28 protein-coding genes, 1 pseudogene and 1 riboswitch are annotated in these 25,981 nt (G+C 55.5%); of the genes and pseudogenes, 23 read left to right on the top strand and 6 right to left on the bottom strand.

The features are described 5' to 3' along the window. Positions 1–11: 11 nt before the first annotated feature. The 12 genes from lptE to lipA all read left to right on the top strand — a co-directional run bounded on the left by lptE (position 12) and on the right by lipA (position 10,912). A complete protein-coding gene (lptE, locus tag BEI65_RS24115; RefSeq protein WP_099065413.1) occupies positions 12–572 on the top strand; it encodes an LPS assembly lipoprotein LptE in 561 nt (186 codons plus the stop codon). Continuing rightward, positions 569–1,603 carry a DNA polymerase III subunit delta gene (gene holA / locus BEI65_RS24110; RefSeq protein WP_099065412.1) on the top strand — a complete coding sequence of 345 codons (1,035 nt, stop codon included), beginning with the start codon at positions 569–571 and terminating at the stop codon, positions 1,601–1,603. Before lptE ends, holA begins: the two co-directional genes overlap by 4 nt. Continuing rightward, positions 1,593–2,255: a nicotinate-nucleotide adenylyltransferase gene (nadD, locus tag BEI65_RS24105; RefSeq protein ID WP_099065411.1), complete on the top strand. Its 663-nt coding sequence runs from the start codon at positions 1,593–1,595 to the stop codon at positions 2,253–2,255. The genes holA and nadD overlap by 11 nt, the downstream gene beginning before the upstream one ends. A 188-nt stretch (positions 2,256–2,443) precedes the next feature. Continuing rightward, entirely contained in the window at positions 2,444–2,761 is a 318-nt protein-coding gene (gene rsfS / locus BEI65_RS24100; protein WP_085115571.1) for a ribosome silencing factor, read from the top strand. Between the two features lie 3 nt (positions 2,762–2,764). Then, positions 2,765–3,235, top strand: coding sequence for a 23S rRNA (pseudouridine(1915)-N(3))-methyltransferase RlmH (rlmH, locus tag BEI65_RS24095; protein WP_004949595.1), 471 nt, complete (start codon positions 2,765–2,767; stop codon positions 3,233–3,235). 38 nt (positions 3,236–3,273) lie between these two features. Continuing rightward, entirely contained in the window at positions 3,274–5,169 is a 1,896-nt protein-coding gene (gene mrdA, locus BEI65_RS24090) for a peptidoglycan DD-transpeptidase MrdA (protein WP_099065410.1), read from the top strand. Between the two features lie 8 nt (positions 5,170–5,177). Then, a complete protein-coding gene (mrdB, locus tag BEI65_RS24085; RefSeq protein ID WP_099065409.1) occupies positions 5,178–6,290 on the top strand; it encodes a peptidoglycan glycosyltransferase MrdB in 1,113 nt (370 codons plus the stop codon). A 10-nt stretch (positions 6,291–6,300) separates the two neighbouring features. Next, positions 6,301–7,386 carry an endolytic peptidoglycan transglycosylase RlpA gene (gene rlpA / locus BEI65_RS24080; protein WP_099065408.1) on the top strand — a complete coding sequence of 362 codons (1,086 nt, stop codon included), beginning with the start codon at positions 6,301–6,303 and terminating at the stop codon, positions 7,384–7,386. Between the two features lie 178 nt (positions 7,387–7,564). Then, a complete protein-coding gene (gene dacA, locus BEI65_RS24075; RefSeq protein WP_099065407.1) occupies positions 7,565–8,776 on the top strand; it encodes a D-alanyl-D-alanine carboxypeptidase DacA in 1,212 nt (403 codons plus the stop codon). Positions 8,777–8,887: 111 nt separating this feature from the next. Next, positions 8,888–9,151, top strand: a complete 264-nt coding sequence (gene ybeD, locus BEI65_RS24070; RefSeq protein ID WP_009636895.1) for a DUF493 family protein YbeD — start codon at positions 8,888–8,890, stop codon at positions 9,149–9,151. Between the two features lie 134 nt (positions 9,152–9,285). After that, positions 9,286–9,954: a lipoyl(octanoyl) transferase LipB gene (lipB, locus tag BEI65_RS24065; protein ID WP_198404505.1), complete on the top strand. Its 669-nt coding sequence runs from the start codon at positions 9,286–9,288 to the stop codon at positions 9,952–9,954. Beyond that, complete coding sequence (gene lipA, locus BEI65_RS24060) at positions 9,947–10,912, top strand: lipoyl synthase (RefSeq protein WP_062869912.1); 966 nt, start codon at positions 9,947–9,949, stop codon at positions 10,910–10,912. Before lipB ends, lipA begins: the two co-directional genes overlap by 8 nt. 86 nt (positions 10,913–10,998) lie before the next feature. Here lipA and tatA read toward each other — a convergent pair whose 3' ends face one another. Next, entirely contained in the window at positions 10,999–11,208 is a 210-nt protein-coding gene (gene tatA / locus BEI65_RS24055; protein ID WP_099065406.1) for a Sec-independent protein translocase subunit TatA, read from the bottom strand. A 219-nt stretch (positions 11,209–11,427) separates the two neighbouring features. Here tatA and BEI65_RS24050 point away from each other — a divergent pair, with 219 nt between their 5' ends. The 4 genes from BEI65_RS24050 to BEI65_RS24035 all read left to right on the top strand — a co-directional run bounded on the left by BEI65_RS24050 (position 11,428) and on the right by BEI65_RS24035 (position 15,201). After that, positions 11,428–12,489 carry a diguanylate cyclase gene (locus tag BEI65_RS24050; protein ID WP_099065405.1) on the top strand — a complete coding sequence of 354 codons (1,062 nt, stop codon included), beginning with the start codon at positions 11,428–11,430 and terminating at the stop codon, positions 12,487–12,489. Between the two features lie 96 nt (positions 12,490–12,585). Beyond that, positions 12,586–12,648: riboswitch (Fluoride riboswitch) on the top strand. 76 nt (positions 12,649–12,724) lie between these two features. Beyond that, positions 12,725–13,108, top strand: coding sequence for a fluoride efflux transporter CrcB (gene crcB / locus BEI65_RS24045; RefSeq protein ID WP_099065404.1), 384 nt, complete (start codon positions 12,725–12,727; stop codon positions 13,106–13,108). Positions 13,109–13,408: 300 nt separating this feature from the next. Further along, positions 13,409–14,005 (top strand): TetR/AcrR family transcriptional regulator, encoded by a 597-nt coding sequence (locus BEI65_RS24040; RefSeq protein WP_099065403.1) that lies wholly within the window; start codon positions 13,409–13,411, stop codon positions 14,003–14,005. A 5-nt stretch (positions 14,006–14,010) separates the two neighbouring features. Further along, positions 14,011–15,201: a multidrug effflux MFS transporter gene (locus tag BEI65_RS24035; RefSeq protein ID WP_099065402.1), complete on the top strand. Its 1,191-nt coding sequence runs from the start codon at positions 14,011–14,013 to the stop codon at positions 15,199–15,201. A 67-nt stretch (positions 15,202–15,268) separates the two neighbouring features. On the opposite strand, the gene cspE is transcribed toward BEI65_RS24035, so the two are convergent. Further along, on the bottom strand, positions 15,269–15,478 hold the full coding sequence (cspE, locus tag BEI65_RS24030; RefSeq protein ID WP_002210315.1) for a transcription antiterminator/RNA stability regulator CspE: 210 nt from the start codon (positions 15,476–15,478) through the stop codon (positions 15,269–15,271). Between the two features lie 345 nt (positions 15,479–15,823). Between cspE and BEI65_RS24020 the strand changes: the two genes are divergently transcribed. The 5 genes from BEI65_RS24020 to BEI65_RS24000 all read left to right on the top strand — a co-directional run bounded on the left by BEI65_RS24020 (position 15,824) and on the right by BEI65_RS24000 (position 20,891). Beyond that, positions 15,824–16,987 (top strand): M20 peptidase aminoacylase family protein, encoded by a 1,164-nt coding sequence (locus BEI65_RS24020; RefSeq protein WP_099065400.1) that lies wholly within the window; start codon positions 15,824–15,826, stop codon positions 16,985–16,987. Between the two features lie 184 nt (positions 16,988–17,171). Beyond that, positions 17,172–18,497: an LLM class flavin-dependent oxidoreductase gene (locus BEI65_RS24015; RefSeq protein ID WP_099065399.1), complete on the top strand. Its 1,326-nt coding sequence runs from the start codon at positions 17,172–17,174 to the stop codon at positions 18,495–18,497. Between the two features lie 92 nt (positions 18,498–18,589). Further along, positions 18,590–19,117, top strand: coding sequence for a GNAT family N-acetyltransferase (locus tag BEI65_RS24010; protein WP_085115559.1), 528 nt, complete (start codon positions 18,590–18,592; stop codon positions 19,115–19,117). Positions 19,118–19,166: 49 nt separating this feature from the next. Then, positions 19,167–20,054: an amino acid ABC transporter permease gene (locus tag BEI65_RS24005; RefSeq protein ID WP_085115558.1), complete on the top strand. Its 888-nt coding sequence runs from the start codon at positions 19,167–19,169 to the stop codon at positions 20,052–20,054. Between the two features lie 9 nt (positions 20,055–20,063). Beyond that, the gene (locus tag BEI65_RS24000) at positions 20,064–20,891 is read left to right on the top strand and encodes an amino acid ABC transporter ATP-binding protein (RefSeq protein WP_272931547.1); all 828 of its coding nucleotides are present in this window, start codon (positions 20,064–20,066) and stop codon (positions 20,889–20,891) included. A gap of 31 nt (positions 20,892–20,922) precedes the next feature. Here BEI65_RS24000 and BEI65_RS23995 read toward each other — a convergent pair whose 3' ends face one another. Continuing rightward, positions 20,923–21,432, bottom strand: a complete 510-nt coding sequence (locus tag BEI65_RS23995) for a VOC family protein (protein ID WP_099065398.1) — start codon at positions 21,430–21,432, stop codon at positions 20,923–20,925. Positions 21,433–21,598: 166 nt separating this feature from the next. On the opposite strand from BEI65_RS23995, the gene BEI65_RS23990 reads away from it, so the two are divergent. Further along, entirely contained in the window at positions 21,599–22,078 is a 480-nt protein-coding gene (locus BEI65_RS23990) for a cold-shock protein (RefSeq protein ID WP_017891897.1), read from the top strand. A gap of 88 nt (positions 22,079–22,166) precedes the next feature. Next, the gene (locus BEI65_RS27040; RefSeq protein ID WP_165366374.1) at positions 22,167–22,328 is read left to right on the top strand and encodes a YnfU family zinc-binding protein; all 162 of its coding nucleotides are present in this window, start codon (positions 22,167–22,169) and stop codon (positions 22,326–22,328) included. A 6-nt stretch (positions 22,329–22,334) separates the two neighbouring features. Here the strand turns inward: BEI65_RS27040 and BEI65_RS23985 are convergent, their stop codons facing one another. The 3 genes and pseudogenes from BEI65_RS23985 to BEI65_RS23975 all read right to left on the bottom strand — a co-directional run bounded on the left by BEI65_RS23985 (position 22,335) and on the right by BEI65_RS23975 (position 25,953). Then, positions 22,335–23,783 carry a GGDEF domain-containing protein gene (locus tag BEI65_RS23985; protein WP_099065397.1) on the bottom strand — a complete coding sequence of 483 codons (1,449 nt, stop codon included), beginning with the start codon at positions 23,781–23,783 and terminating at the stop codon, positions 22,335–22,337. Between the two features lie 617 nt (positions 23,784–24,400). Then, positions 24,401–24,952 carry a flavodoxin family protein gene (locus tag BEI65_RS23980; RefSeq protein ID WP_099065396.1) on the bottom strand — a complete coding sequence of 184 codons (552 nt, stop codon included), beginning with the start codon at positions 24,950–24,952 and terminating at the stop codon, positions 24,401–24,403. A gap of 130 nt (positions 24,953–25,082) precedes the next feature. After that, positions 25,083–25,953: pseudogene (locus BEI65_RS23975) on the bottom strand (LysR family transcriptional regulator). Positions 25,954–25,981: the final 28 nt, after the last annotated feature.

Here is a 25,981-nt window from a genome sequence, read left to right as displayed (position 1 = left end):
AAGGAGGAATTGTGCGACAACGTATTCTGACGCTGTTGCTGGGGTTGGCGGTGCTGGTCACCGCCGGCTGCGGTTTTCACCTGCGTGGCACCACGCAGGTACCCTCGGAAATGAAAACGCTGATTCTGGACAGCTCAGACCCTTATGGTCCGCTGACCCGCTCGGTGCGTGAACAATTACGTCTGAGCGACGTGACCATTGTCAAAGATGCAAAACGTAAGGATCTCCCTTCCCTGCGCATCATTGGCGCCACTGAAAGCCAGGATACCGCCTCGATCTTCCAGGACGGTAAAACCGCTGAGTACCAGATGGTACTGTCGGTCCAGGCACAGGTGCTGATCCCGGGTCACGATCTGTATCCACTGAACGTGAAAGTGTTCCGTTCGTTCTTCGATAACCCGCTGACCGCACTGGCAAAAGATTCCGAACAGGACATTATTCGCCAGGAAATGCGTGACCAGGCCGCCCAGCAACTGGTGCGTAAACTGCTAACGGTACACGCAGCGGAAGAAGAAACTCAGCAAAAAGCTGCTGCCGCTGGTGAAAAAGCGGCAAGTCGCGTCGATCAATGATCCGTATTTACCCTGAACAACTTGCCGCGCAGCTCCGAGAGGGGCTGCGCGCTTGTTATTTATTGAGTGGCAATGAGCCGCTGCTGTTGCAGGAGAGTCAGGATCTGATCCGCCAAACGGCACAGCAACAGCAATTCACCGAGCACTACAGCATTTCGCTCGACGCCCATACCGACTGGGACGCCATTTTCAGCATCTGTCAGGCCATGAGCCTGTTCGCCAGCCGTCAGACGCTGCTGCTGATCTTCCCCGATAACGGACCGACCGCCCCGATCGGCGAACAGCTGATTAAGCTGGCCGCTCTGCTGCATGACGACATTTTACTGATGCTGCGTGGGCCACGCCTGACCAAAGCGCAGGAAAACAGCGCCTGGTTCAAAGCACTCAGCCCGCATGGCGCTTACGTAAGTTGCCAGACGCCGGAACAGGCCCAGTTACCCCGCTGGGTAGCGCAACGCGCCAAAGCCATGAAGCTGGAACTGGACGACGCGGCCAATCAACTGATGTGTTATTGCTACGAAGGCAACCTGCTGGCGCTGTCGCAGGCGTTGGAACGGTTGTCGCTGCTGCACCCGGACGGCAAGCTTACCCTGCCGCGCGTTGAACTGGCGGTCAATGACGCCGCGCACTTCACGCCATTCCACTGGCTGGACGCCCTGCTGGCGGGCAAAAGCAAGCGCGCCTGGCATATCCTGCAGCAGATGCAGCAGGAAGATGTCGAACCGGTGATCCTGCTGCGCACCCTGCAGCGTGAATTGCTGCAGTTACTGAACCTGCAACGGCGCATGGCGTCAGTGCCGCTGCGTACGCTGTTTGACCAGTACAAGGTCTGGCAAAACCGCCGTAACCTGGTCACCCAGGCATTACAACGGTTATCCGCTGCCCAGCTGCGGCAAGCGGTTCATCTGCTGGCGCAGATTGAAATTACCCTTAAGCAGGATTACGGCCAGTCGGTCTGGTCGGAACTGGAAACCCTGTCGATGCTGCTGTGCGGCAAACCTCTGGCCACGAGTTTTTCAGATGCCCACTAATCCGCAAGACACCACCGTCCTGCACGCCCTGTTTGGCGGCACCTTTGACCCGATCCATTACGGCCATCTGCGGCCGGTGGAAGCGCTGGCCGCCGAGGTTGGCCTGAACCGGGTCACACTGCTGCCCAACCACGTGCCGCCGCACCGCCCTCAGCCCGAGGCTAACGCTCAGCAACGGTTAAAGATGGTTGAACTGGCGATCGCCGGCAACCCGCTGTTTGCGGTTGACGATCGCGAACTGCACCGCACCACGCCGTCCTACACCATAGAGACGCTGGAAGCCATTCGTAAAGAACGTGGCGCTGCATTGCCGCTGGCGTTTATTATTGGCCAGGACTCGCTGTTGACGTTGCACAAGTGGCACCGCTGGCAATCGCTGCTGGAGACCTGTCACCTGCTGGTGCTGGCGCGCCCTGGCTACAACGACCGGATGGACACACCGGAACTGCAGCAGTGGCTGGAACAGCATCAGGTGACCGATGCTGCGCTGCTGAGCCTGCAACCACAGGGCTATATCTACCTGGCCGATACGCCGCAGCTGGAAATTTCAGCGACGGAAATCCGCCAGCGACGCCATCAGGGCCTCGACTGCGACGACCTGTTGCCGCGTTCGGTACAGCGCTATATCGAGTTACAGGGTTTATATCGCTAGCGAGAGCCGCATGATATACTGCGCCGCTATTTTTCAGGTATTCGCTGAAAACCCCGGAAACCTTAGCTGGCCGGGCAGTCACCAGCTGGCTTTCAGCGGCATCCTGCCGACTTATCATTGATTCAGGCCGCAAAACGGGCAGTTGCCCGCCGCAGTCGAATGAACAGAACACTCCCGAGGGGGAACCTTTGCAAGGTAAAGCGCTCCAAGATTTCGTCATCGATAAAATTGATGACCTGAAAGGCCAAGACATTATCGCTCTGGATGTACAGGGTAAATCCAGCATCACCGATTGCATGATCATCTGCACCGGTACTTCTACCCGTCACGTGATGTCGATCGCCAACCATCTGGTACAAGAATCCCGTTCTGCGGGCATGGAACTGTTTGGCATGAAAGGCCAGGAAGCTTCCGACTGGATAGTGGTTGACCTGGGCGAAGTGATCGTCCACGTAATGCAAGAAGAAAGCCGTCGTCTGTACGAGCTGGAAAAACTCTGGAGCTAAGCGGTGAAACTGCAACTGGTAGCGGTCGGCACTAAAATGCCAGACTGGGTGCAGACCGGCTTTATGGATTATCTGCATCGCTTTCCGAAAGATATGCCGTTTGAGCTGACCGAAATCCCGGCGGGCAAGCGCGGCAAGAATGCCGATATCAAACGCATTCTGGAAAAGGAAGGCGAACAGATGCTGGCGGCGGTAGGCAAAGGCAATCGCATTGTCACGCTGGATATCCCCGGTACGCCGTGGGAAACGCCGCAGTTAGCGCAGCAGCTCGAACGCTGGAAGCAGGACGGCCGCAACGTCAGCCTGCTGATTGGCGGCCCGGAAGGGCTGGCACCGGCGTGCAAGGCCGCAGCAGAACAAAGTTGGTCGCTCTCACCATTGACATTGCCGCATCCTTTAGTGCGCGTTCTGGTGGCTGAAAGCCTCTATCGCGCCTGGAGTATTACAACAAATCATCCTTACCACCGGGAATAACCGGTGGTAACCGTGACAGAGTGAAATAAAGCAGCGGGATGAAAATAGAACGTAACCCTTTTCGCGACTATACGGCTGAATCCGCCCTGTTTGTACGCCGCGCCCTGGTGGCGTTCTTTGTCATCCTGGTGCTGACCGGCACCCTCATCGCCAATCTGTATAACCTGCAAATCGTCCGCTTTGAGGATTACCGCACCCGTTCCAACGAAAACCGCATCAAACTGGTGCCGATCGCGCCCAGTCGCGGCATTATCTATGATCGCAACGGCACTCCGCTGGCGCTCAACCGCACCATTTACCAACTGGAGCTGATGCCGGAAAAGGTCGATGACCTGAAGGCCACGCTGCAGGCACTGCGTCCGGTGGTCGATCTGACCGACGAAGACATCACCAACTTCGAGAAAGAGCGCAAGCGCTCGCGCCGTTTCGTCTCCATTCCGGTGAAAACCGCCCTGAATGAAGTTCAGGTAGCACGGTTTGCGGTTAACCAGTTCCGCTTCCCCGGCGTCGAGGTCAAAGGCTACCAGCGTCGCTACTACCCGTATGGCTCCGCCCTGACCCACGTGATCGGCTACGTGTCGAAGATCAACGACCGCGATGTCGAACGCCTGGATAAAGAGAGCAAGCTGGCCAACTACGCCGCCACCCACGATATCGGCAAGCTGGGTATCGAACGTTATTACGAAGATACCCTGCACGGCAAAACCGGCTACGAAGAGGTTGAAGTCAACAACCGCGGCCGGGTGATCCGCCAACTGCATGAACAACCCCCGTCCGCCGGTCAGGACGTTTACCTGACGCTGGATCTCAACCTGCAACGCTATATCGAGCAGTTGCTGGTCGGCAGTCGCGCGGCAGTGGTGGTGAGCGATCCGCGCACCGGCGGCATTCTGGCGATGGTGTCCAACCCCAGCTATGATCCGAACCTGTTCGTCGATGGCATCTCCAGTAAAGACTATCAGGGGCTGCTCAACGATCCGAACCGGCCGTTGATTAACCGCGCCACGCAGGGGCTATACCCACCGGCCTCAACGGTGAAACCCTACATTTCCGTCTCGGCGCTCAGCGCCGGGGTGATCACCAAAAATACCACCCTGTTCGATCCCGGCTGGTGGCAATTGCCCGGCTCGGAAAAACGCTTCCGTGACTGGAAAAAGTGGGGCCATGGCCGCCTGAACGTCACCAAAGCCCTGGAAGAGTCAGCGGATACCTTCTTCTATCAGGTCGCCTACGATATGGGTATCGATCGCCTGTCGACCTGGCTGACCAAGTTCGGGTATGGCGAATATACCGGCATTGATCTGTCCGAAGAGCGTTCAGGCCTGATGCCGACCCGCGACTGGAAATTCAAGCGCTATAAAAAACCCTGGTATCAGGGCGACACCATTCCTGTGGGCATCGGCCAGGGCTACTGGACCGCAACACCGATCCAGATGGCCAAGGCACTGACCACACTGATTAACGACGGTAATGTCAAAACGCCGCACCTGCTGCAGAGCACCAGAATCAATGGTGCGCTGGTGCCTTTCATTCAGGAAGAAAGCAAGCAGATCGGCGATATTCATTCCGGCTTCTGGGAAATTGCCAAAGATGGCATGTATGGCGTGGCCAACCGTCCGAACGGCACGGCACGCAAGTACTTTGCAGGTACGCCATATAAAGCCGCGGCGAAATCGGGTACCGCACAGGTATTCGGTTACGAAACCTATAACGCCCACAAACTCGCAGAGCACCTGCGTGACCATAAACTGATGACGGCCTTCGCACCTTACGATAATCCGACGGTCTCGGTCGCCATCATTCTGGAAAACGGCGGCGCAGGTCCGGCGGTCGGGACGATTACTCGTCAGATCCTCGACCATATTTTGCTGGGCGACAACAATACGCAATTACCGGATGCGGCCCCACTGCCGCCTGGTGTAGAAGGTGATTAAGGTAGAACATGACTGAAAGCCAACAAAAGGGCTCGATCTGGACCAAAATCCATATCGACCCCACATTCCTGGTATTAATTCTGGCCCTGCTGGTCTACAGCGCGTTCGTGATGTGGAGCGCCAGCGGTCAGGATATCGGCATGATGGAGCGCAAGATCGGCCAGATCGTGATGGGGCTGATCGTGATGGCCGTGATGGCACAGATCCCACCGCGAGTTTATGAAAGCTGGGCACCGTATTTATATATTTTCTGCGTGATCCTGCTGATTTTGGTGGACGCTTTCGGCCAGATCAGTAAAGGCGCACAGCGCTGGCTGGATCTTGGCTTTGTGCGCTTCCAGCCGTCCGAGATCGCTAAAATCGCCGTGCCGCTGATGGTGGCGCGCTTTATGAACCGCGACGTCTGCCCACCTTCACTGAAGAATACCGCCATTGCACTGGTGCTGATTTTCCTGCCGACCCTGCTGGTGGCCGCACAGCCGGATCTGGGGACCTCGATTCTGATCGCCGCCTCCGGCCTGTTCGTGCTGTTCCTGTCCGGTATGAGCTGGAAGCTGATCGCCGTGGCCGCCGTACTGTTGGCGGCCTTTATCCCGGTGCTGTGGTTCTTCCTGATGCACGGCTATCAGCGCGACCGCGTCATGATGCTACTCGATCCGGAAACCGACCCGCTTGGTGCCGGTTACCATATTATTCAGTCAAAAATCGCCATCGGCTCCGGCGGCCTGTCCGGCAAAGGCTGGCTGCACGGCACCCAGTCACAGTTGGAATTCCTGCCGGAACGTCACACCGACTTTATCTTCGCGGTATTGGCCGAAGAGCTGGGGCTGATCGGGGTGCTGGTGTTATTGGCGCTATACCTGCTGGTGATTATCCGCGGGCTGATGATCGCCGCCAAGGCACAAACCACCTTCGGCCGGGTTATGGTCGGCGGTCTGATGCTGATTTTGTTCGTTTATGTGTTTGTTAACATTGGTATGGTCAGTGGTATTTTGCCGGTAGTTGGCGTACCTTTGCCTCTGGTCAGCTACGGGGGTTCGGCGCTGATTGTGCTTATGGCTGGGTTCGGCATTATCATGTCGATCCACACGCATCGAAAAATGATGTCCAAGAGTTTATAAGGGGTGAGTAATGCGTAAGGAATGGCTTTGGGTCGGCGTCGTCGCGGTATTGCTTTCCGCCTGTACCGCCCCGACCACGGAACAGCAAGCACCACCGCAGCAGCCGTATAACGGGCCGGTGGTGGAAATCGGTGGCGTTGAGCCTCAATATGAACCCTATAACCCTAATAACATGCAGGATTATAAGGTTAATGGCGACACTTACCGCATCGTCAAAGATCCGCAGAACTTCTCACAGACCGGTCTGGCCAGCTCCTATGGTGAAGAAGCCCGGGGCAACACCACTGCGCTAGGGGAACAGTTCGATCCTAACGGCCTGACGGCCGCACACCCGACGTTGCCAATTCCTAGTTACGTGCGTGTGACCAACCTGGCCAACGGCCGCCAACTGGTGGTGCGAGTTAACGATCGCGGGCCGTACACCCAGGGCCGCATTATCGATCTGTCGAAAGCCGTCGCCGACCGTCTGAACCTGTCCAACAACACCAAGGTCAAGGTTGATTTCATCAACGTGGCACCGGACGGTACTCTGAGCGGCCCAGGCACCATTGGAACTACCGTCGCCAAACAAAGCTATGCTCTGCCCGCACGCCCGGAACTCGGAGCCAGCAGCATGGGAACCCCGATGCAACAGGATGTTCCGGTTCCCAACGGTGCTGCAGTACACCCGATTGACAACAGCAGCCTGAACACCGGCGACAACGCCCCGGCCGCCACTGCCGGCAATAGCCGTAGCGGTTTCCTGGGTGCGCCAAGCGCCGTCCCGGTCGGTGTACTGGAGGGCTCAGAGCCTGAACCTGCCGTCAGTGCCGCAGCCATTGCCGCACCGGTTGCAGCGACCGCCGCCGTCGCCGCCAATGCTTCTACGGGTGGCAGCTATGTGGTGCAGGTTGGCGCATTGAGCAGTGCCGAACGCGCCCAAAGCTGGCAACAAAGCCTGAGCCAAAAGTTTGGCGTACCGGGTAAAGTCGCCGCCAACGGCAGCGTTTACCGCGTGCAGTTAGGCCCGTTCAGCAGCCGTCAGCAAGCTGCCGAACTGCAGCAGCGTCTGGCCAGCGAAGCGCAGCAACAATCTTTTGTCACTGCCGCACCTTAAAACAACTCTCCGGCAGGCGAACGCGGTTGATAAGCGTTCCTATAGCTGAAACATTTTCTTTCAGCTAAAGCCAATAAAGCGCGATTAGTCAGAGGATTGGCTAATGCCTGCCGGGATCTCATCTGTTATAGTGTGGCTCGTTTTTAATTTTACCCTCATGGATGTTGTAGTCTCGATCATGAAACAAGTAACCTCTTTCAGCTTAATCAAGAGCATAGCGCTCGGCACCGTTATCGCGATGAGTGCAACCTCCGTTGCGCATGCCGATGACGTTAATATCAAAACCATGATCCCAGGGGTACCGCAGATCGATGCGGAAGCCTACGTCCTGATTGATTACAACTCCGGTAAAGTTTTGGCGGAAATGAACGCCGACGCCCGCCGCGATCCTGCCAGCCTGACCAAAATGATGACCAGTTACGTCATCGGCCAGGCATTGAAAGCAGGCAAGATCGGTCAGGAAGATCTGGTTACCGTGGGACAAGATGCCTGGGCAACCGGCAACCCGGTATTCAAAGGGTCTTCACTGATGTTCCTGAAGCCAGGCGACCGCGTGCCGGTCTCCAAGCTGACCCGCGGTATCAACCTGCAGTCCGGTAACGACGCCTGTGTGGCGATGGCCGACTATGTGGCCGGCAGCCAGGACGCGTTCGTTAACCTGATGAACACCTACGTCAGTAAGCTGGGCCTGCAGAACACCCACTTCCAGACGGTACATGGCCTGGATGCACAGGGTCAGTACAGCTCGGCGCGCGATATGGCGTTGATCGGCCAGGCGCTGATCCGCGACGTGCCGGACGAGTACGCGATTTATAAAGAAAAAGAATTCACCTTCAACAATATCCGCCAGATGAACCGTAACGGTCTGCTGTGGGATACCAGCCTGAACGTCGACGGCATCAAAACCGGTCATACCGATGCAGCAGGCTACAACCTGGTCGCATCTGCCACCGAAGGCCAGATGCGTCTGATCTCTGCGGTGCTGGGCGGTCGTACTTATAAAGGCCGTGAAACCGAGAGCAAGAAACTGCTGACCTGGGGCTTCCGCTTCTTCGAAACCGTTGCGCCATTGAAAGTAGGCAAAGAGTTTGCCTCTGAGCCGGTATGGTTCGGCGATGCGGATCGCGTTGAGCTTGGCGTAGACAAAGACGTTTACCTGACTATCCCACGCGGCCGGATGAAAGATCTCAAAGCCAGCTACGTATTGAACACCCCGGAAATTCATGCGCCACTGGCGAAAAACCAGGTTGTCGGCAGCATCAACTTCCAGCTGGATGGCAAAACCATCGATCAGCGCCCACTGGTGGTGATGAACGAAGTGAAAGAAGGCGGTTTCTTCAGCCGTATCGTGGATTACATCAAACTGATGTTCCACCACTGGTTCGGTTAACAGTTGAAATGGGCGAAATCGCCCCCATATACTGATTAACATTAACTCCCGCTCCGGCGGGAGTTATAATTTATAGAATCGCTATATCGATAGCCGCACTCTGGAGCGCACATGAAAACTAAACTGAACGAACTGCTCGAATTCCCTTGCTCATTTACCTACAAAGTAATGGGCCTGGCACAACCCGAGCTGGTAGACCAGGTGGTTGAAGTGGTGCAGCGCCATGCTCCCGGGGATTACAACCCGCAGGTTAAACCTAGCAGCAAAGGCAATTACCACTCCGTGTCCATCACCATCACCGCCACCCATATCGACCAGGTGGAAACCTTATATGATGAGTTGGGCAACATTGAAATTGTCCGCATGGTGCTGTAATTCCAGCACAAACCCCTGCATTTCAGCCCGGGACAGAGCATTCTCTGCCCGGGTTGCGCATTTTTGGTCAGCGAAACGCTGGTCGCCGGCCAGAGCGCCCGGTATAATGGCAACACCACTTCTGTAACCTGACGATGACTCTTTTGCAACCAGACAAGATCATTTTGCGTCAGCTGGGGTTGCAGCCCTATGAGCCTGTATCCCAAGCCATGCACAACTTCACCGATCGCCGCACCGAAACCACGCCCGATGAGCTGTGGCTGGTTCAGCATCAGCCCGTGTTTACCCAGGGCCAGGCCGGGAAAGCGGAGCATCTGTTGATGCCGGGCGATATTCCGGTGATCCAGAGCGATCGCGGTGGCCAGGTGACCTATCACGGGCCGGGCCAGCAGGTGATGTATGTGATGGTCGATCTGAAACGCAACAAGGTTGGCGTTCGCCAACTGGTCACGGCTATCGAAGATACCGTTATTAATACCCTCGCCCACTTTCACATTGAATCGCGTGCCCGTCCTGATGCGCCCGGTGTTTATGTGGGGGAGCAAAAAATCTGTTCGTTGGGTTTGCGGATCCGTAAAGGCAGTTCATTCCACGGCCTGGCCCTGAATGTGGCCATGGATCTCACCCCCTTCCAGCGTATCAACCCTTGCGGTTACGCCGGTATGCAGATGGCGCAGGTCAGCGCGCTGGTGCCCGGTGTTGGCATAGAAGACGTACACCCAGTCCTGGTACAGGAATTTGTTCATTTACTCGGCTACCCGAAGGTCGAGCTTCGTAACTGGAACCTGCACGATTATGAGTAAACCAATTCAGATGGAACGCGGCGTCAAATACCGCGATGCAGACAAAATGGCGTTGATCCCGGTAAAAACGGTGGTCACAGAACGGCAGGAGCTGTTACGTAAACCCGAGTGGATGAAAATCAAACTCCCTGCCGACTCTACGCGCATTCAGGGCATTAAAGCCGCAATGCGTAAAAACGGTCTGCATTCGGTGTGCGAAGAAGCTTCCTGTCCGAACCTGTCTGAGTGCTTCAACCACGGTACCGCCACCTTTATGATCCTGGGCGCTATCTGTACCCGCCGCTGCCCGTTCTGCGACGTGGCCCACGGCCGCCCGGTGGCGCCAGATGCCAACGAGCCGGAAAAACTGGCTCAGACCATCGCCGATATGGGCCTGCGTTATGTGGTGATCACCTCGGTTGACCGCGACGATCTGCGCGACGGCGGTGCCCAGCACTTTGCCGACTGTATCGCGGCTATCCGCGTCAAGAACCCGACCATCAAGATTGAAACGCTGGTACCAGACTTCCGCGGCCGTATGGATCGTGCACTGGAAATCCTGACCGAAACGCCACCGGATGTGTTCAACCACAACCTGGAAAACGTACCGCGTGTTTACCGTCAGGTTCGCCCTGGCGCTAACTACGAGTGGTCATTGAAGCTGCTGGAGCGGTTTAAAGAAGCCCATCCGCACATTCCAACCAAGTCAGGCCTGATGGTCGGTCTGGGGGAAACCAATGCGGAAATCGTTGAAGTGATGCGCGATCTGCGTCGCCACGGCGTCACCATGTTGACCCTGGGTCAGTACTTGCAGCCAAGCCGTCATCACCTGCCGGTACAGCGTTACGTCAGCCCGGCCGAATTCGATGAAATGAAAGAAGAAGCGATGGCGATGGGCTTTACCCATGCCGCCTGCGGCCCGTTTGTCCGTTCGTCCTACCATGCCGACTTGCAGGCAAAAGGGATGGAAGTGAAGTAATTATTTGTTACGTTTTCAACGACGGGAACGGCAAAAAACGGATGTCCATGCGGCATCCGTTTTTTATTGCCTGGCAGAAGACGAAATTAAACGTCTTTCTTTTCGACGCTCTGCGGGTTGGGCTGACTTTCAGCCGTGGTTGCCGCTGGCGGAGTCGTGTCATCGCCCACGGCCTTTTTGAAGCCCTTCAGTGCAGCACCCAAATCAGCGCCCAAAGTACGCAGTTTGCTGGTACCGAACAGCAAAACGATCAACACCGCAATCACCAGAAGTTTGGTAATACTGATCCCTTCCATACTCACCTTCTTATTCATATAGCGCTGCGGACGCAGCGAGAAAACAAACCTTGCCTGAGGATATTTACCTACTTTCCCTGTGCCAAAACAACAGCAACATGTAACAGAGTGAGATCCTGCGCCAATAAGCAAGGTTAAATACGTCGCACACGCTTCAGACTATTCTGAGTTTTCCGGCTGCATGGTACGCTGTCCTCCTGCTCATTATGGAGTTGCCGGATGTATACGCCATCAGTCATTGATACCAGACGTTCCGGCCTCAGCTTCGCCAGACGCACTTACCTGCCACGCATCGTCGGCCTGGGGGTCGGTTTTATCTGCGTGTTCTCGGTGCTCTCCTCACAGCAGACCGCACCCTGGCTGTGGGGGCTGCTGATTTTCCACGGTTTTGTCTGGCCGCACCTCGCCTACCAATGGGCACGCCGTTCCGCCATGCCCTTCAAGGCTGAAATCCGTAACCTGCTGATCGATTCGTTTTTCGGTGGGCTGTGGGTGGCGACAATGGCCTTCAATGCCTTACCGTCGGTGGTCATCCTGTCGATGATGGGCATGAACAATATCGCTTCCGCTGGCAAATCTTTGTTCTTTAAAGGATTGATTGTTCAAGCCATCAGCGCGCTGGCAATCAGCGCCTTGTTGGGTTTCCCTTTTCAGCCACAAAGCACGCCGCTGCAGATTTATCTATGTCTGCCCATGATCTATCTCTATCCGACCCTATTGGGATTAGTGACCTACCGCACCGCCAAGCGCCTGGCGGAGAAAAAGCAGGAATTGCTGCGTATCAGTATGCGTGATGGCCTGACCGGGCTGTACAACCGCCGTCATTGGGAGCATCTACTGCATCACCAATTTGACAGCTGTCGCCGCTATCAGCACAGCGCGACCCTGATCCTGATGGATATCGATCGCTTTAAAACCATCAACGACACCTTCGGCCATGCGCTGGGTGACGAGGCACTGGCGGTACTGGCGGAGGAGTTGCTAATTGGCCTGCGCGCCGTGGATATTGTCGGACGCTACGGCGGCGACGAGTTTGGTGCCGTGTTGCCGAACACCAGCGCCGAACAGGCCAGCATTGCGCTGTTGCGTATTCAGGAACGGCTAAACGACATTATTTTCCGCGAAGCGCCACAGCTAAAACTGAACATCAGTGCCGGTATTGCGGATTATCACGGCGATATGAACGGCTATCTGGACTGGTTAAAAGCCGCCGACAACGCGCTGTACCGGGCGAAGAACAACGGTCGCAACCGCCTGGAGCTGGCCGTGCCCGGCCACTGAGGCCAGGAGTGACAATTTCTGCTGTCTCGTCACTTTTGATACTACAAAACAGACGGCACCGGGTGTAAGATCCCGCCTGCGCGGCAAACAGCAGCGCCGATCGACGGAGATGACATTCCTCCAAAACCGCCTTCACAGGCTGATGATGTCTACGTAACCTCTCAGAGAGGTGCGTAGCATTGCGCCTGAACCTTTCTGAGTTTGACTCCCTAATTAATGAAAGGCAGTTTCGACCATGTTGAGTTCTTTACTGGCAGTTTTTATTGGCGGCGGTTTGGGTAGCGTCCTGCGCTGGGCCATAAGCATGAAGATGAATCCGCTTAACGCGCACATCCCGCTGGGGACGCTGGCGGTGAATCTGCTGGGCGGTTTTATTATTGGTTTGGCTATCGCCATCTTCACCCGTATGACACACCTGGATCCCACCTGGAAGTTGCTGATCACCACCGGTTTCTGCGGCGGGTTGACCACCTTTTCCACCTTTTCTCTGGAGGTGGTGTATTTACTGCAGGATGGCCGCTTCGCCTGGGCGCTGACCAATATGCTGCTCAATCTGGCGGGCTCGCTGGCGATGACCCTGCTGGCGTTTATGCTGGTGGTCTGGATTAACGGGCAATAATTAATTTCGGCTTCTTAATGTTTCCTTAATCTGCACTGAGCATAATCTCATCCAGTATCCCCACTGGATGAGAACTCAGATGTTTAGCCTGCCGAAAACTGCCGCTGAAGTGACCGCCACCCTGCTGTGCCTGCTGATTGTGGGTGCCTTCATCAAGGTTTATCTGTTCGCCTAAGTTCGGGCCCGCAAATCCCACCTTTACAGTTGCGCTCTTGCCTATTGCCATGGTTGCATTACAATTGAGAATGAACGTTCGCACCCAGAAAGCGAGCCGCATTTCATTTGGCAAAGGACCGGGACATGATATCCACCAGCGACAGCAGGCAGGCCAAAGTACAGGCCCGCCGCGATCAGATTGTCGAAGCCGCAAAACTCTGTTTTCGCCAGCACGGTTTTCACGCCGCCAGCATGGCGGAAATCGCACAGGGTTCTCAGCTTAGCGTTGGTCAGATCTACCGCTATTTCGACAACAAAGATGCGATTATCGAAGAGATCGTTAACCGCATCATCGCCAGTAAAATGCGGCGGCTGGAAGATCTTGGCGATCATATCAACCTGATCGCTGGCACCCTGGCGGCGCGCACCCTGTTTCAACAGCCCGGAGAAAGCGAAACCGACCATATGCTGATGCTGGAGGTCACCGCCGAAGCCACCCGTAACCCGACAGTGGCAAAAATGCTCAGCGATGCCGAAACCCGGTTATTCCACCATGTTTGCCAAAGCCTGCGGCGGATCTACCCGCACTTCAGCGAGCAGGAAATCGCCGCCAGAGTGGAGTTTATCGCCGTGTTAAGCGAAGGCACCGGTTATCGCATACTCACCACACAAAAAGCCGACGTCAGCCTGCTGAACGGCTTATACCAACAAGCTATCTCTCACCTGTTCAGGAAACCTTAATCCTCATGACCAAACAACTCGCCAGACAACGTCTGGTGTACGCGCTGGTGCTTGGCCTGCTCGCCTCACTGGGCCCGCTGTGCATCGATCTCTACCTGCCCGCCCTGCCGGAAATGGCCGGTGAGCTGAATACCTCTACTGCCACCGCTCAGCTCAGCCTGACTGCGGGCCTGCTCGGGTTGGGCGTCGGTCAGCTGATTTTCGGCCCCTACAGCGACAAGCTCGGCCGTATGCGCCCACTGCTACTGTCACTGGCGCTGCTGCTGTTCGCCTCGCTGTGGTGCGCACTGGCGCCGAATATCGACCAATTACTGATCGCTCGCCTGTTGCAAGGGTTGGCCGGTGCCGGCGGTGCAGTTATTTCTCGTGCGATTGCCCGTGACCTTTATTCCGGACACGAACTGACGCGTTTTTTTGCTCTGCTGATGTTGGTCAACGGTCTGGCACCGATCATTGCACCGGTGCTGGGTGGCGCCATGTTGCAGTTTATGGACTGGCGTGGAATTTTCGGCGTACTGGCGGCTATCGCCGTGTTGCTGTTTACTCTCGCCAGCCTGAAGTTACAAGAGTCACTGCCCGCCGAGCGTCGCAGCCAGGGCGGCATTTTAGCCATGCTGCGGTCATTGGGCGGATTACTGACCCAGCGCCAGTTTATGGGCCTGTGCCTGACGCAAGGGTTTGTGATGGCCGGGATGTTCGCCTATATCGGCGCCTCTCCCTTCGTGCTGCAGCAGATTTATGGCCTCAGCCCGCAGATGTTCAGCCTGTGCTTCGCCATTAACGGCGTCGGGCTGATTATCTCGGCGCAGATCGCCAGCCGCCTGAGCATCCATTTTGGCGAAAGGAAGGTACTGAAAGGGGGATTAACCCTGGCGGCGGTTTCTTCGCTGCTGTTGCTGCTGGCCGCCGGTCTGCACGCGCCGTTGGCGCTGTTGATGGTACCGCTGTTCTTCTCGGTGGCGGTGATCGGCATTGTCGGCCCTACCGCCTCGTCTTTGGCGATGCAAAGCCAGGGCGACAAAGCAGGTAGCGCCTCTGCGCTGATTGGCGTGAGCATGTTTGCTCTCGGCGCCTGCAGCGTGCCGCTCACCGGTCTGGGGGGCACTTCCAGCGTGTCGATGGCGCTGACCATTGTCGGCTGTTACGCCGTCGCCATTACGCTGTTTACCCTGCTGGTACGCAAAACGCAGGCATAGAACGACGGTAAAAAAGGCAATAAAAAACCCGCTCAGTGAGCGGGTTTTAAGAATTTCGGCTGTAGCATTAGATAGCGATAACGTTAGCAGCAGATGGGCCTTTGGCACCGTTCGTGATTTCAAATTCTACACGCTGGCCTTCAGCAAGAGTTTTGAAACCATTGCTAGCGATGGCAGAGAAGTGAACGAAAACGTCCTTGCTACCATCTTCCGGAGTAATGAAGCCGAAGCCCTTGGATTCATTAAACCACTTAACGCTACCTTTAATCTTAGACATCAAACTTACCTTTAACGTGAATGAAAGACACAAAACGTGTGTCCAATACAGTACAGCAATTAGACGGGTTTTTGTCCACAACCTGGATCACATAAAAACGATAAAAAGTGAAAAAGTCCGCCACCTCCGCTGTAAAGCGTTCACCCTCTGGGTCATCGGCTCCCGGGCAGTCCAATCCTCTTTAAACCCCGGCGAACAGCGGTCGAACGCCTGTTTCATCTACCGTCAACGCGCATTGACGACGCGATGCAGACACAATCGCTATGAAATATAACCAGATAGTCTTTTTGCTTCCGGCTGCCCTGCACTAGGGTTAGAGCTTACTAACCACTGTGAGCCAAGACTATGACCAGCCAACTGGCCGAAAAAATCGTCGCCTACCGCCGTGAACTGCATCAGAACCCTGAGCTGTCCAACCACGAATTTGCCACTACCGCCCGCCTGACCCGTTGGCTGGAAGAGGCCGGTATCCGTATTCTGCCGCTGGGGCTGAAAACCGGCGTGGTGGCCGAAATCGGCAGTGGTAAAGGGCCGATCATTGCGTTGCGTGGGGATATTGATGCCCTGCCGATAGAAGAAATTTCCGGTGTGCCATTCACTTCGCAAAACAGCGGCGTGATGCACGCCTGCGGACATGACTTTCATACCTCGGTGATGTTGGGGGCCGCGCATTTATTGAAAGCGCGTGAGGCCTCCCTGCCCGGCACGGTGCGTATATTCTTCCAGCCAGCGGAGGAAACCTTCAACGGTGCCCAGCACCTGATCGACGCCGGGGCACTGGATAACGTGGCTGCGGTCTTCGGTCTGCACAACGCGCCGGAACTGCCCACCGGTACTTTTGCCACCCGCGCCGGCGCGTTTTACGCTAACGTCGATCGTTTCCAAATCCTGATCACCGGCAAAGGTGCCCATGCCGCCAAGCCGGAGCAAGGGGTGGACACCATCGTCACCGCCAGCCAGATTGTCAACGCGTTGCAAACCCTGCCCAGCCGCAGCTTCAGTTCACTAGAGTCGTTGGTGGTCAGTGTTACGCGCATCGAGGGGGGGAATACCTGGAATGTCCTGCCACAGACCGTGGAGCTGGAAGGTACGGTACGTACCCATAACGATCAGGTCCGTCGCCAGGTGCCGGATAAAATCCGTCAGGTGATTAACGGCGTAGCCGCTTCGCTGGGCGCACAGGCAGAACTGCGCTGGCAGGCCGGGCCACCGGCGGTGGTCAACGATGCACGCTGGGCCGCCTTCAGTAAAACCGTCGCCGCCGAAGCCGGTTACCGGGTAGAAGAGGCTGAACTGCAGATGGGCGGAGAAGACTTTGCGCTTTATCTGCACCACGTACCAGGGGTGTTTGTCAGTATCGGCTCGGCGAGTGAGTTCGGCCTGCACCACCCGCGCTTCAACCCGGATGAACAGGCGATTTTCCCGGCCTCACAATATTTTGATCTGTTGGCAGAACGCACGCTGCAGCAATTAGCCACCGCCCCGGAAAAAGCCACCAGCAAGGCATAAAGCCCACCTGATTTTAATTCGCGGTGCAGTGAATTCTGCGCTGCGAGTTATTATTTCCCCTTTGGTTATATTTGCTAATTTCAACATTTGAATATGCTGTTTTGTTGTTTTACATCCTGAGAGTGCTCGTCAATAGTGGGGCTCTAAAGATAGCGCCACACCGGCACTTAACAGGGTGAAAGCAATGAGCAACAGTGCGAAAGAACAACGACAATTGCGCCTTGGCGCCATTTTGCATGGCGCATCGGGAAATATGTCTGCCTGGCGACATCCGGATGCCACTGCCGATGCCAGTATTAATCTTGATTTTAATATTGCCACGGCAAAAAAAGCCGAACAGGGTAAATTGGATTTCGTGTTTGTGGCCGACGGTTTATATATCAATGAGAAATCCATTCCACATTTTCTCAATCGTTTCGAACCGCTAACCCTGCTCGCCGCGCTGTCCGCCGCCACCGATAAAATCGGGCTGGTGGGCACGTTATCCACCTCATACAGCGATCCCTTTACCGTAGCGCGCCAGTTCGCCAGCCTCGATCACCTCAGTAAAGGCCGGGCCGGCTGGAACGTAGTGACCTCACCGCTGGAAGGCTCGGCAAAGAACTTCTCGCGCACCGAGCACCCGGAACACAGCCTGCGCTACCGCATTGCCAGCGAATACCTCGACGTCACCAAAGGGTTATGGGACTCGTGGGAAAGCGATGCCTTTGTACGCAACAAGAACAGCGGTGAGTTTTTCAGCGCCGGTAAACTGCATACCCTGAATCACCAGGGGGAGTTCTTCTCGGTACAGGGGCCACTGAATATTGGCCGTACGCCACAAGGGCGGCCGATTATGTTCCAGGCCGGCGCCTCGGAAGACGGCAAGCAGCTGGCAGCCAAACACGCGGATGCCATTTTCACCCACCATGAAAGCCAGCAACAGGCGCAGGTGTTTTATCAGGACGTCAAAAAACAGTTGGTGGAACAAGGCCGTGAACCGGATGACCTGCGGATCTTCCAGGGTGTCAGTGTGATTGTCGGTGACGACAATGAAGACGTGGAACGTCAGTATTGGGAAACCGCGCGCCTGGTCAGTATCGAAAACGCCCTCAACTACCTTGGCCGTTACTTTGAACACTATGACTTCGCCCGCCATCCGTTGGATGAGCCCTTCCCGGACGTCGGCGAACTGGGACAAAACAGTTTCCGCAGCACCACCGACGCCATTAAGCGCAATGCCCGCGAACGCAATCTGACGCTGCGCGAAGTGGCGCTGGAAGCCGCCTCCCCACGCCCGGTATTTGGCGGCACGCCGGAAGCGGTGGCAGACGGCCTGCAAAACTGGTTCGACACCCAGGCTGCCGACGGTTTCATCATTAGCGGTGGCACGCCAAATTCATTCGGTCATTTTGTCGATCGCGTGGTGCCGATCCTGCAGCAGCGCGGCCTGTTCCGCAGCGATTACAGCGGCAACACCTTGCGTGACCACCTTGGCCTGAAGCTGCCACCAAACCAATTTACTCAATAACAAGAATATTTCTTCAGGGATATCCGCTATGCGAACAACCTTTAGCGTCCTGCCCGCCAAACGCAACGACCTGGGCGATTAGGAGCACACAGATGGCAAACGACGTTTTTATCCAAACGCTGCCGAACGATCCGCTGGTCCAGCCGGTGATCGCAGGGCTATTCGGTGAATATCGCCAACGCTACGGCGACTATTTTGGTGACCAGGAACAGGAAGCGCTGGATTTGTACGCCCCGCCGCAAGGCGCCTTTATCGTGCTGCTGCGCGCCGGGGAGCCGATCGCCATGGGGGCCTTCAAACGCTACGATTTACAGACTGCCGAGTTGAAGCGCATCTGGACACGGACCGATCTGCGTCGTCAGGGTCTGGCACAACGGGTATTGCAGCAGTTGGAAACGCTGGCGCAGGAACAGGGTTACCACCAACTCTATCTGACCACCGGCTTTCGTCAGCCGGAGGCGGTGGGCCTGTATTTAAGCAACGGCTACCAGCCACAGTTCGATCCCAGCGTCGACAGTGAAGTTTACAGCCGCCCGCCCTACGATGGCCGGCTGCCATTTCGCAAAAGCCTGATAACAGCGGACGCACTCTGTTGTGCACCGGAAAGGAAGATTGCCTAGGGGCCCGCGTCCCCTTGTTAACCCTTTTATCTGTTTCAGGAGAATGGTCATGTCCAAGCAAGAAGTATTAAAAGTGGTTCCCGCCCGCTACCCGCTGCGGCTGGTGGGCGCGTTGTTTTCGGTGTTTATTCTGGCGGCAATAGTCCAGTCAGTGGCGGCCAACGAGCGCTGGGAATGGGGGGTCTTCGCCGAATGGTTCTTTGCGCCTGCGGTCCTGTCCGGGCTGGGGCAAACCCTGCTGCTGACGCTGCTCGGCACGTTGTTCAGTATTATCTTCGGTACGCTGCTGGCACTGGCGCGACTATCACGCTCTTACCTGCTGGCGTCGTTGGCATGGGGTTATATCTGGCTGTTCCGTTCGCTGCCGCTGATCCTGGTGCTGATCATTCTGTATAACTTCTCTTATCTGTACGACTCCATTTCACTGGGCATTCCCTTTACCTCACTGGTGTTCGCCAGCTATCCGACCATTGATATTCTCAGCCAGTTCTCGGTCGCGGTGCTGGGACTGACGTTGGTGCAGTCGGCCTATACCGCAGAAATTATCCGTGGCGGCATTATTGGGGTCGAGTACGGTCAACATGAGGCAGCGGCGGCACTCGGGTTGCCGGGCTATCGCCGCACTTTCCGCATTATTTTGCCGCAGGCGCTGCGCTCCATCATCCCAACCGGCTTCAATGAAATTATCAGCCTGGCGAAGGGGACCTCGATTGTCTACGTGCTGGCGCTGCCGGAACTGTTTTATACCATTCAGGTGATCTACAACCGCACCCAGCAGGTGATACCGCTGCTGATGGTCGCCACGGTCTGGTACCTGTTCATCACCACCGCGCTGTCGGTCATTCAGTATTACATTGAGCGCTATTTCGCCCGGGGCGCATTGCGCGAATTGCCACTCACGCCATGGCAGAAACTGGCCGGCTGGTTAAAACGTTAGGAGGATCCCATGTCCGAAGCCATTGATTATTATGCCCTGCGCGAAGCGCCGGTGCACAGCATCGTTCCGGTACCGGCGCGCGGCCTGATTGAAATCAGCAACGTGAGCAAGTTTTTCGGTAAACACAAGGCACTGGACGACGTCAGCCTGACGTTGCAGCCGGGTACCGTTACGGTGATCCTCGGGCCATCCGGTTCCGGCAAGTCTACCCTGCTGCGAACCATCAACCACCTGGAGCGTGTCGACGAAGGTTTTATCCGTATCGACGGCGACTATGTGGGCTACCGGCGCAAGGGGGACAAGCTGTATGAGCTCAAAGAGAATGCCATTCTCAAGCAGCGTATCAACGTCGGCTATGTGTTCCAAAACTTCAATCTGTTCCCTCACCTGACGGTACTGGAGAACATCATTGAAGCACCGGTGGTGCATAAGATTTACTCGCGGGCCGAGGCTAAAGAGGTGGCTTATCAGCTGTTGGATACCGTCGGCCTGCGTCACAAGGCAGACGCCTACCCGCGCCATCTGTCCGGCGGCCAGCAACAACGCATCGCCATTGCCCGCGCTTTGGCGCTGAACCCGAAGGTGATTTTGTTTGATGAACCGACTTCAGCACTGGATCCGGAACTGGTCGGCGAAGTGTTGGACGTGATCAAGGGGCTGGCGGATCTGGGGGTAACGCTGGTGGTAGTCACTCATGAAATTGGCTTTGCGCGCGAGGCTGCGGATCAGATTGTGTTCATGGTCGATGGGCAAATCGTCGAGCAGGGCGACGCCCGCCGGGTGCTGAACCATCCGCAACACCATCGTACCATCAACTTCCTCAATAAAGTGCTGTGACCGACGGGGCGCCAGCCTGCGCCCCGCTCCGTTAGACCAACGCGAACCGGCGTTTTTCGGCGGCAAAATCCAGCGGTTTGATGCCACGCTGATTGCGATCCTGCTCGGTCAGTAACGCCGGAGGAATAAACCAGGTGACTTCAAACAGTAGCCCATCCGGATCGTGGCCATAAATGCTCTTGTGCACGCCATGATCTTCTTCCAGCCCAAGAATGCCACGCTGCGCCAACTGGTCGCGAATGCGTTCAAGTTCGTCCAGGCTGTCGACTTCCCAGGCCAAATGGTACAACCCGGCCGGTGGCTCGTTTTCCGCCGGCGGCTCACCGTTGGCACGAAACACCCCGGCCCGTTGCTGCCCCAGATTCTTGCTGAACAACGCCAAATCGTGATCGTTATCCGAATCGGCCGCCTGGGTAAACACCGCTTTATCCGGACTGTTGGAGGGTTTGAGCTTAAATCCCAGCACCTGATGATAAAAATCCGCACTCTGCTGCACGTCGCTGACATACAGCACCGCATGGTTAAGCCGTTTAATGCCCATCGATTTTCCCTTTCAGAATTGAATAAAGTCAGAAAGAAAATAGCATGTGGCCACAAACCCGCTAAATGCCGTAATCGCATTATCAAATGCCGGGCACGCAATCTGTCACTGCAAGGCATTCCGCGCTATCATAAGCACTGTATTGAGCGACTTTATGAGAATGATGATGAACGGCAAGATAACGACTTTTTTTGAAGACAAAGGCTTCGGCTTTATTACCGATGAGAACGGGGAAAATCGTTATTTTCACGTGATTAAAGTACAGAACCCGGAGCTGATTAAGAAAAACGCGGCGGTGACTTTCGAACCGACCAACAACACCAAAGGCCCGTCGGCGTTTGCGGTCAAGGTGCTGGCGTCGAGCAAGTACATCATCATCGCCAACGAAAGAATCAAGATCACCAGCATCAAATCCTTCAACACCTTCACCAAAGAAGTGCCGGTGAAAGCGGACGTGGATAAAGAAAATACCGTGCTGTCGGTCGGCCTGTTGATGAACCGCATTCGCCCACAGTCCGAAGAAGCGCCGCAGACCATGCAAACGCTGCGCATGCTGACCATCACCACCTTCCAGAACGATACCCATACCTTCTCGGAACATGAGATCGACATGGATGAAACGCTGAAAGTGCTGAAAAGTCTGTAAACCCTTTTCAGGCGTATAAAAAACATTCTAAGCAATTTGATACCACCTGTGTTAGCGTGGGCTTTCACCTGACACAGGCCATTTTATTATGTCTGATACCAGCAGTGTTAAAGGCTTTATCAACCGCTCTACCAAAATCGCCTGCCCCAAATGCGCCTACGTCACCACCCAAAAATGCGCGACGCTGCGGCAAAATGTCATGTTGATCTGCCCAAACTGCGGCACCGAGTTTGAACCCAAGCAGAACTGAAGCCGCTTATTTGAACATGATGTGCCCGACGCTGTTGCCGCTCACCACGTTAAACGACTCCACCCGGTTACGCCCCTGCGACTTGGCGCGATAAAGCGCGATATCCGCCATATTCATCAGTTGTTCCCACGATTTCACTTCATTCATCGCCAGACTGGCGACGCCAACGCTGATAGTGATATTCAACGGTGCCTTACCGCCAGGGTGCAAATCGGCTTTTTGTACCAATTGCCGTAAATGTTCTGCCAGTGCCACGCCCTGCGCCGCTAGCGCTCTTGGCAGAATAATCGCGAACTCCTCCCCCCCCAAACGGCCAAATAGCTGATCGTGACGTAACTCGCGCCGCACGATATGGGCGAATGAAGCCAACACCTGATCGCCCACCAGGTGGCCGTGGGTGTCGTTGATCTGTTTAAAATGGTCAATATCGATCAGCAGCAGCGACACCGCTTCTTTCGATTTATGCTTATGCTCCAGCAACTCGCCGGCCTTACGCGTCAGCGCGTTGCGCGCCAGTACGCCGGTCAGAAAGTCGTGATTGGCACTGTGCTCCAGCCGCCGCAGCAGCTTACGGTTAACGGCAATTGAACTGGCAAGGATCAGTGGTCCCATTACCAGCATGGCGATCCCCAGACGCGCCGACATCAGCGTATCGAGGAAGGCATTGTGGTTGTTCGGCGTTTCATACAGCATCAAATTGGCGGAAATACTGCTGATCTCGGTCATGCCGGTCAGCAGCGTCAACAAGGTCACCGTAAACAGCTGATAACGCACCGCGCACCACAGCAATGCCGGGATCGGGAAGGCAATCGCCCCCGGTCCACCGATATACACGCTAAACACCAGTGAAAATAACAGCGCCAGCAGCGGCATACTGGCACGCAGTTGCCAGTTGATCTGCATTCGCAACAGCTGTTTGAGACGCGGGGCAGCCAGCAATACCGGCAACAACAACAGGTTGGTCGAGAACTGTTCACTGAACCACGCCAGCCAGGCGATAACGGCCGTGTTGTTATACAGGCTTTCACTACGCAGTATCGATAAGGTCGACGCCACCGCCGCGCTGCTTAGGCTGGCGGTAAACATATAAAGGATCGTCTGGGGCTTGCCCATCCTGCGCTGCGACTTTGGCAGCAGCAACATCACGCCGTAACCGGTGGCAATCAGGGACATATTGCAGGCATTCAGCCACATCGCCAGCGACAGGCTCTCGCCGTTGGCTAAATCGGCAGCGATCATCCCAATATAGGTGATCAGCCAACCGGCCGGCGTAGCATAGGCGGGTTTACGTAATAGCAAACCGAGTAAAATCGCATTCACCGGCCAAAACAGGGAAAGTGATCCTATTGGCCGGGTAAAAATACCCAGTAGGGAAAGCAAAAATGCCAGTAGAAAAAGCGTAATCAACGGGATAGCAGCAGGCAAGCCATGTCTGTCGCTTATTCTGGCGTTCATCGTCTAACCCATGTATTTATAATAACCAGAGCAATTCTATGCATATTCCCTCGCCCGGCATGATGCGAATGACATGAAAAACAAAAGCAGACTTAAAAAATACAGGAAGATCAGTCACAAAGATACATTCTCGGCTATTTAACGGAATGTTCTTAACTCAACCCCTCACCGGCATCGTTTACTACGGAACGAATTTTCATCCCTCCGGAAATAATGTTCAAAGATATCTATCAGCATAGCCTAAACCATCGTTAATCAGCACACCGTAAAAACCATAATAATAAAAAGGGTATTTACTTGTCGCACAAACTATTCTGTTGGCTATTATTTTCCAGCAAGATACTCCCGACAGCAATTAAAAATGAAAATATAAAAAAAGCCCGCACAGTGCGGGCTCGCTTGAAGAGCAGCTAATTGACAGTTACGACACAGCCATTGCATGCCTGTGCTGCTGCTCATTGTATCGCCGGAAGCTTAAGCCCACCTTAGCAACAAAAAACCCGGTCTAGGAACCGGGAATATTTGTACGAAATGCAGTGTTAGCCCAAGCAGGCTAATAACATTCGCCACTTTACGCGGCAATTGTGTAGAAAAAATGAGCGAAAGAGTAATACTGATTAAGCCAGTTTGGCAGCAAAGCCCGCGACACGTTGGCCGTATAGGCTGGCAGTTTCCAAATCGCCAGACAACATTTCATCCACGCCAGCGTCGGCAGGCGTCTGTACCAGCAGCCCTACCGAGCCCCCCAGATTGTTTATATCGGTACGCTGCGCCGATTTGGTGTTCGCCGGCATCAGTCCCAGGCTGACCCACAGGCCGCCATGCTGCGAGGCCAGGGTTTGCAGAGCGATCAGCGTGACCTGCTTATCGCCGTTCAGGCTGGCACTGTTGGTAAACCCACCGAAAACCTTGTCCTGCCATTTACGGCTAAACCAGGCTTTCGAACTGGCATCGGCAAACTTTTTGAATTGCCAGGACGGACCGCCCATATAGGTCGGTGAGCCAAAGATGATGGCATCCGCCTCGTCCAGTTTCTGCCAGGCTTCGTCGCTGATATTGCCTTCCTGATCGATAGCGATCAGTTCCGCTTCAGCGCCCTCGGCAACAACCTTTGCCAAACGCTCGGTGTGGCCGTAGCCGGAATGAAAAATTACCACTGTCTTCGCCATAAGGAACTCCCTGATCGTTGCAGTAGGGTGCCCACGGCACCCGAGGATACTCTGATCCAATCTAATCAACTGGCCTTGGGGTGAATACCAAATTTATCTGACAGAGTTATTCAAAAAAACCGGGCGCCGATCATACGCCCATTGCCTGCGGACCCTGCTGCCGGGCGAAATCAATAAATGCGCGCAGCGGCCGCGGCATTTGCCGGTTGGCGGGGTAATAAAGATAGAAACCGGGAAACGGTGGCGTCCAGGCCGCCAGCAACGGCAGCAAACGGCCGTCGCTCAGTGCATCTGCCACCTGACTCTCAAACAAATAGGCAATCCCCAGCCCATCCGTGGCGGCACGCACCAACACCTGCGGCTCGTTCACAATTAGCGGTCCCTCCACCGCGATCTCCAGCTTTTCGCCACCGCGCTCGAATTCCCAACGATAAAGACTGCCGTTGGTTGGCCAGCGAGTATTCAGGCAACGGTGCTGACGTAGCGCATCGGGAGTTTGCGGCGAACCATAACGCGCCAAATAGGCTGGCGAGGCGACCACGCACATTCGTTGCTCGCCCCCCAGCGCGACGGCCACCATATCTTTCTCCAGTCGCTCATGCAGCCGCACGCCCGCGTCAAAACCCGCGGACACCATATCCACCAGCCGATCCTCCACACTCAGATCCACCACAATATCGGGATAATGTGCATTGAACGGGGCCAACAGCGGAGCCAAATACTGGATCGCCGCCAGACTGGAAGCATTAAGCCGCAGGGTGCCCGCCGGCTGCAAACGCAACGCGGCGGTCTGCGTCACGGCGGCCTCAATCTCCGCCATCGCCGGTGAGAGACGCGCCAACAACAATTCCCCCGCTTGGGTCAGCGCGACACTTCGCGTGGTGCGATTCAGCAGGCGCACGCCCAACCGGGTTTCCAGATTGCGCTGCGGCACGGGTAAAACTGCCATGTTCAACAATGGCGGTAAAAGCGCGCAACTCCGCGAAGTCACTTCCTCTCATTATGTCTCCTGCACTTAATAATTCATGA

This window comes from Serratia sp. BW106 (genome assembly GCF_002607755.1).
Lineage (GTDB): Bacteria > Pseudomonadota > Gammaproteobacteria > Enterobacterales > Enterobacteriaceae > Serratia > Serratia proteamaculans.
The sequence above is the reverse complement of the archived record's forward strand: the minus strand, read 5'-3'. Positions and strand labels throughout refer to the sequence as shown.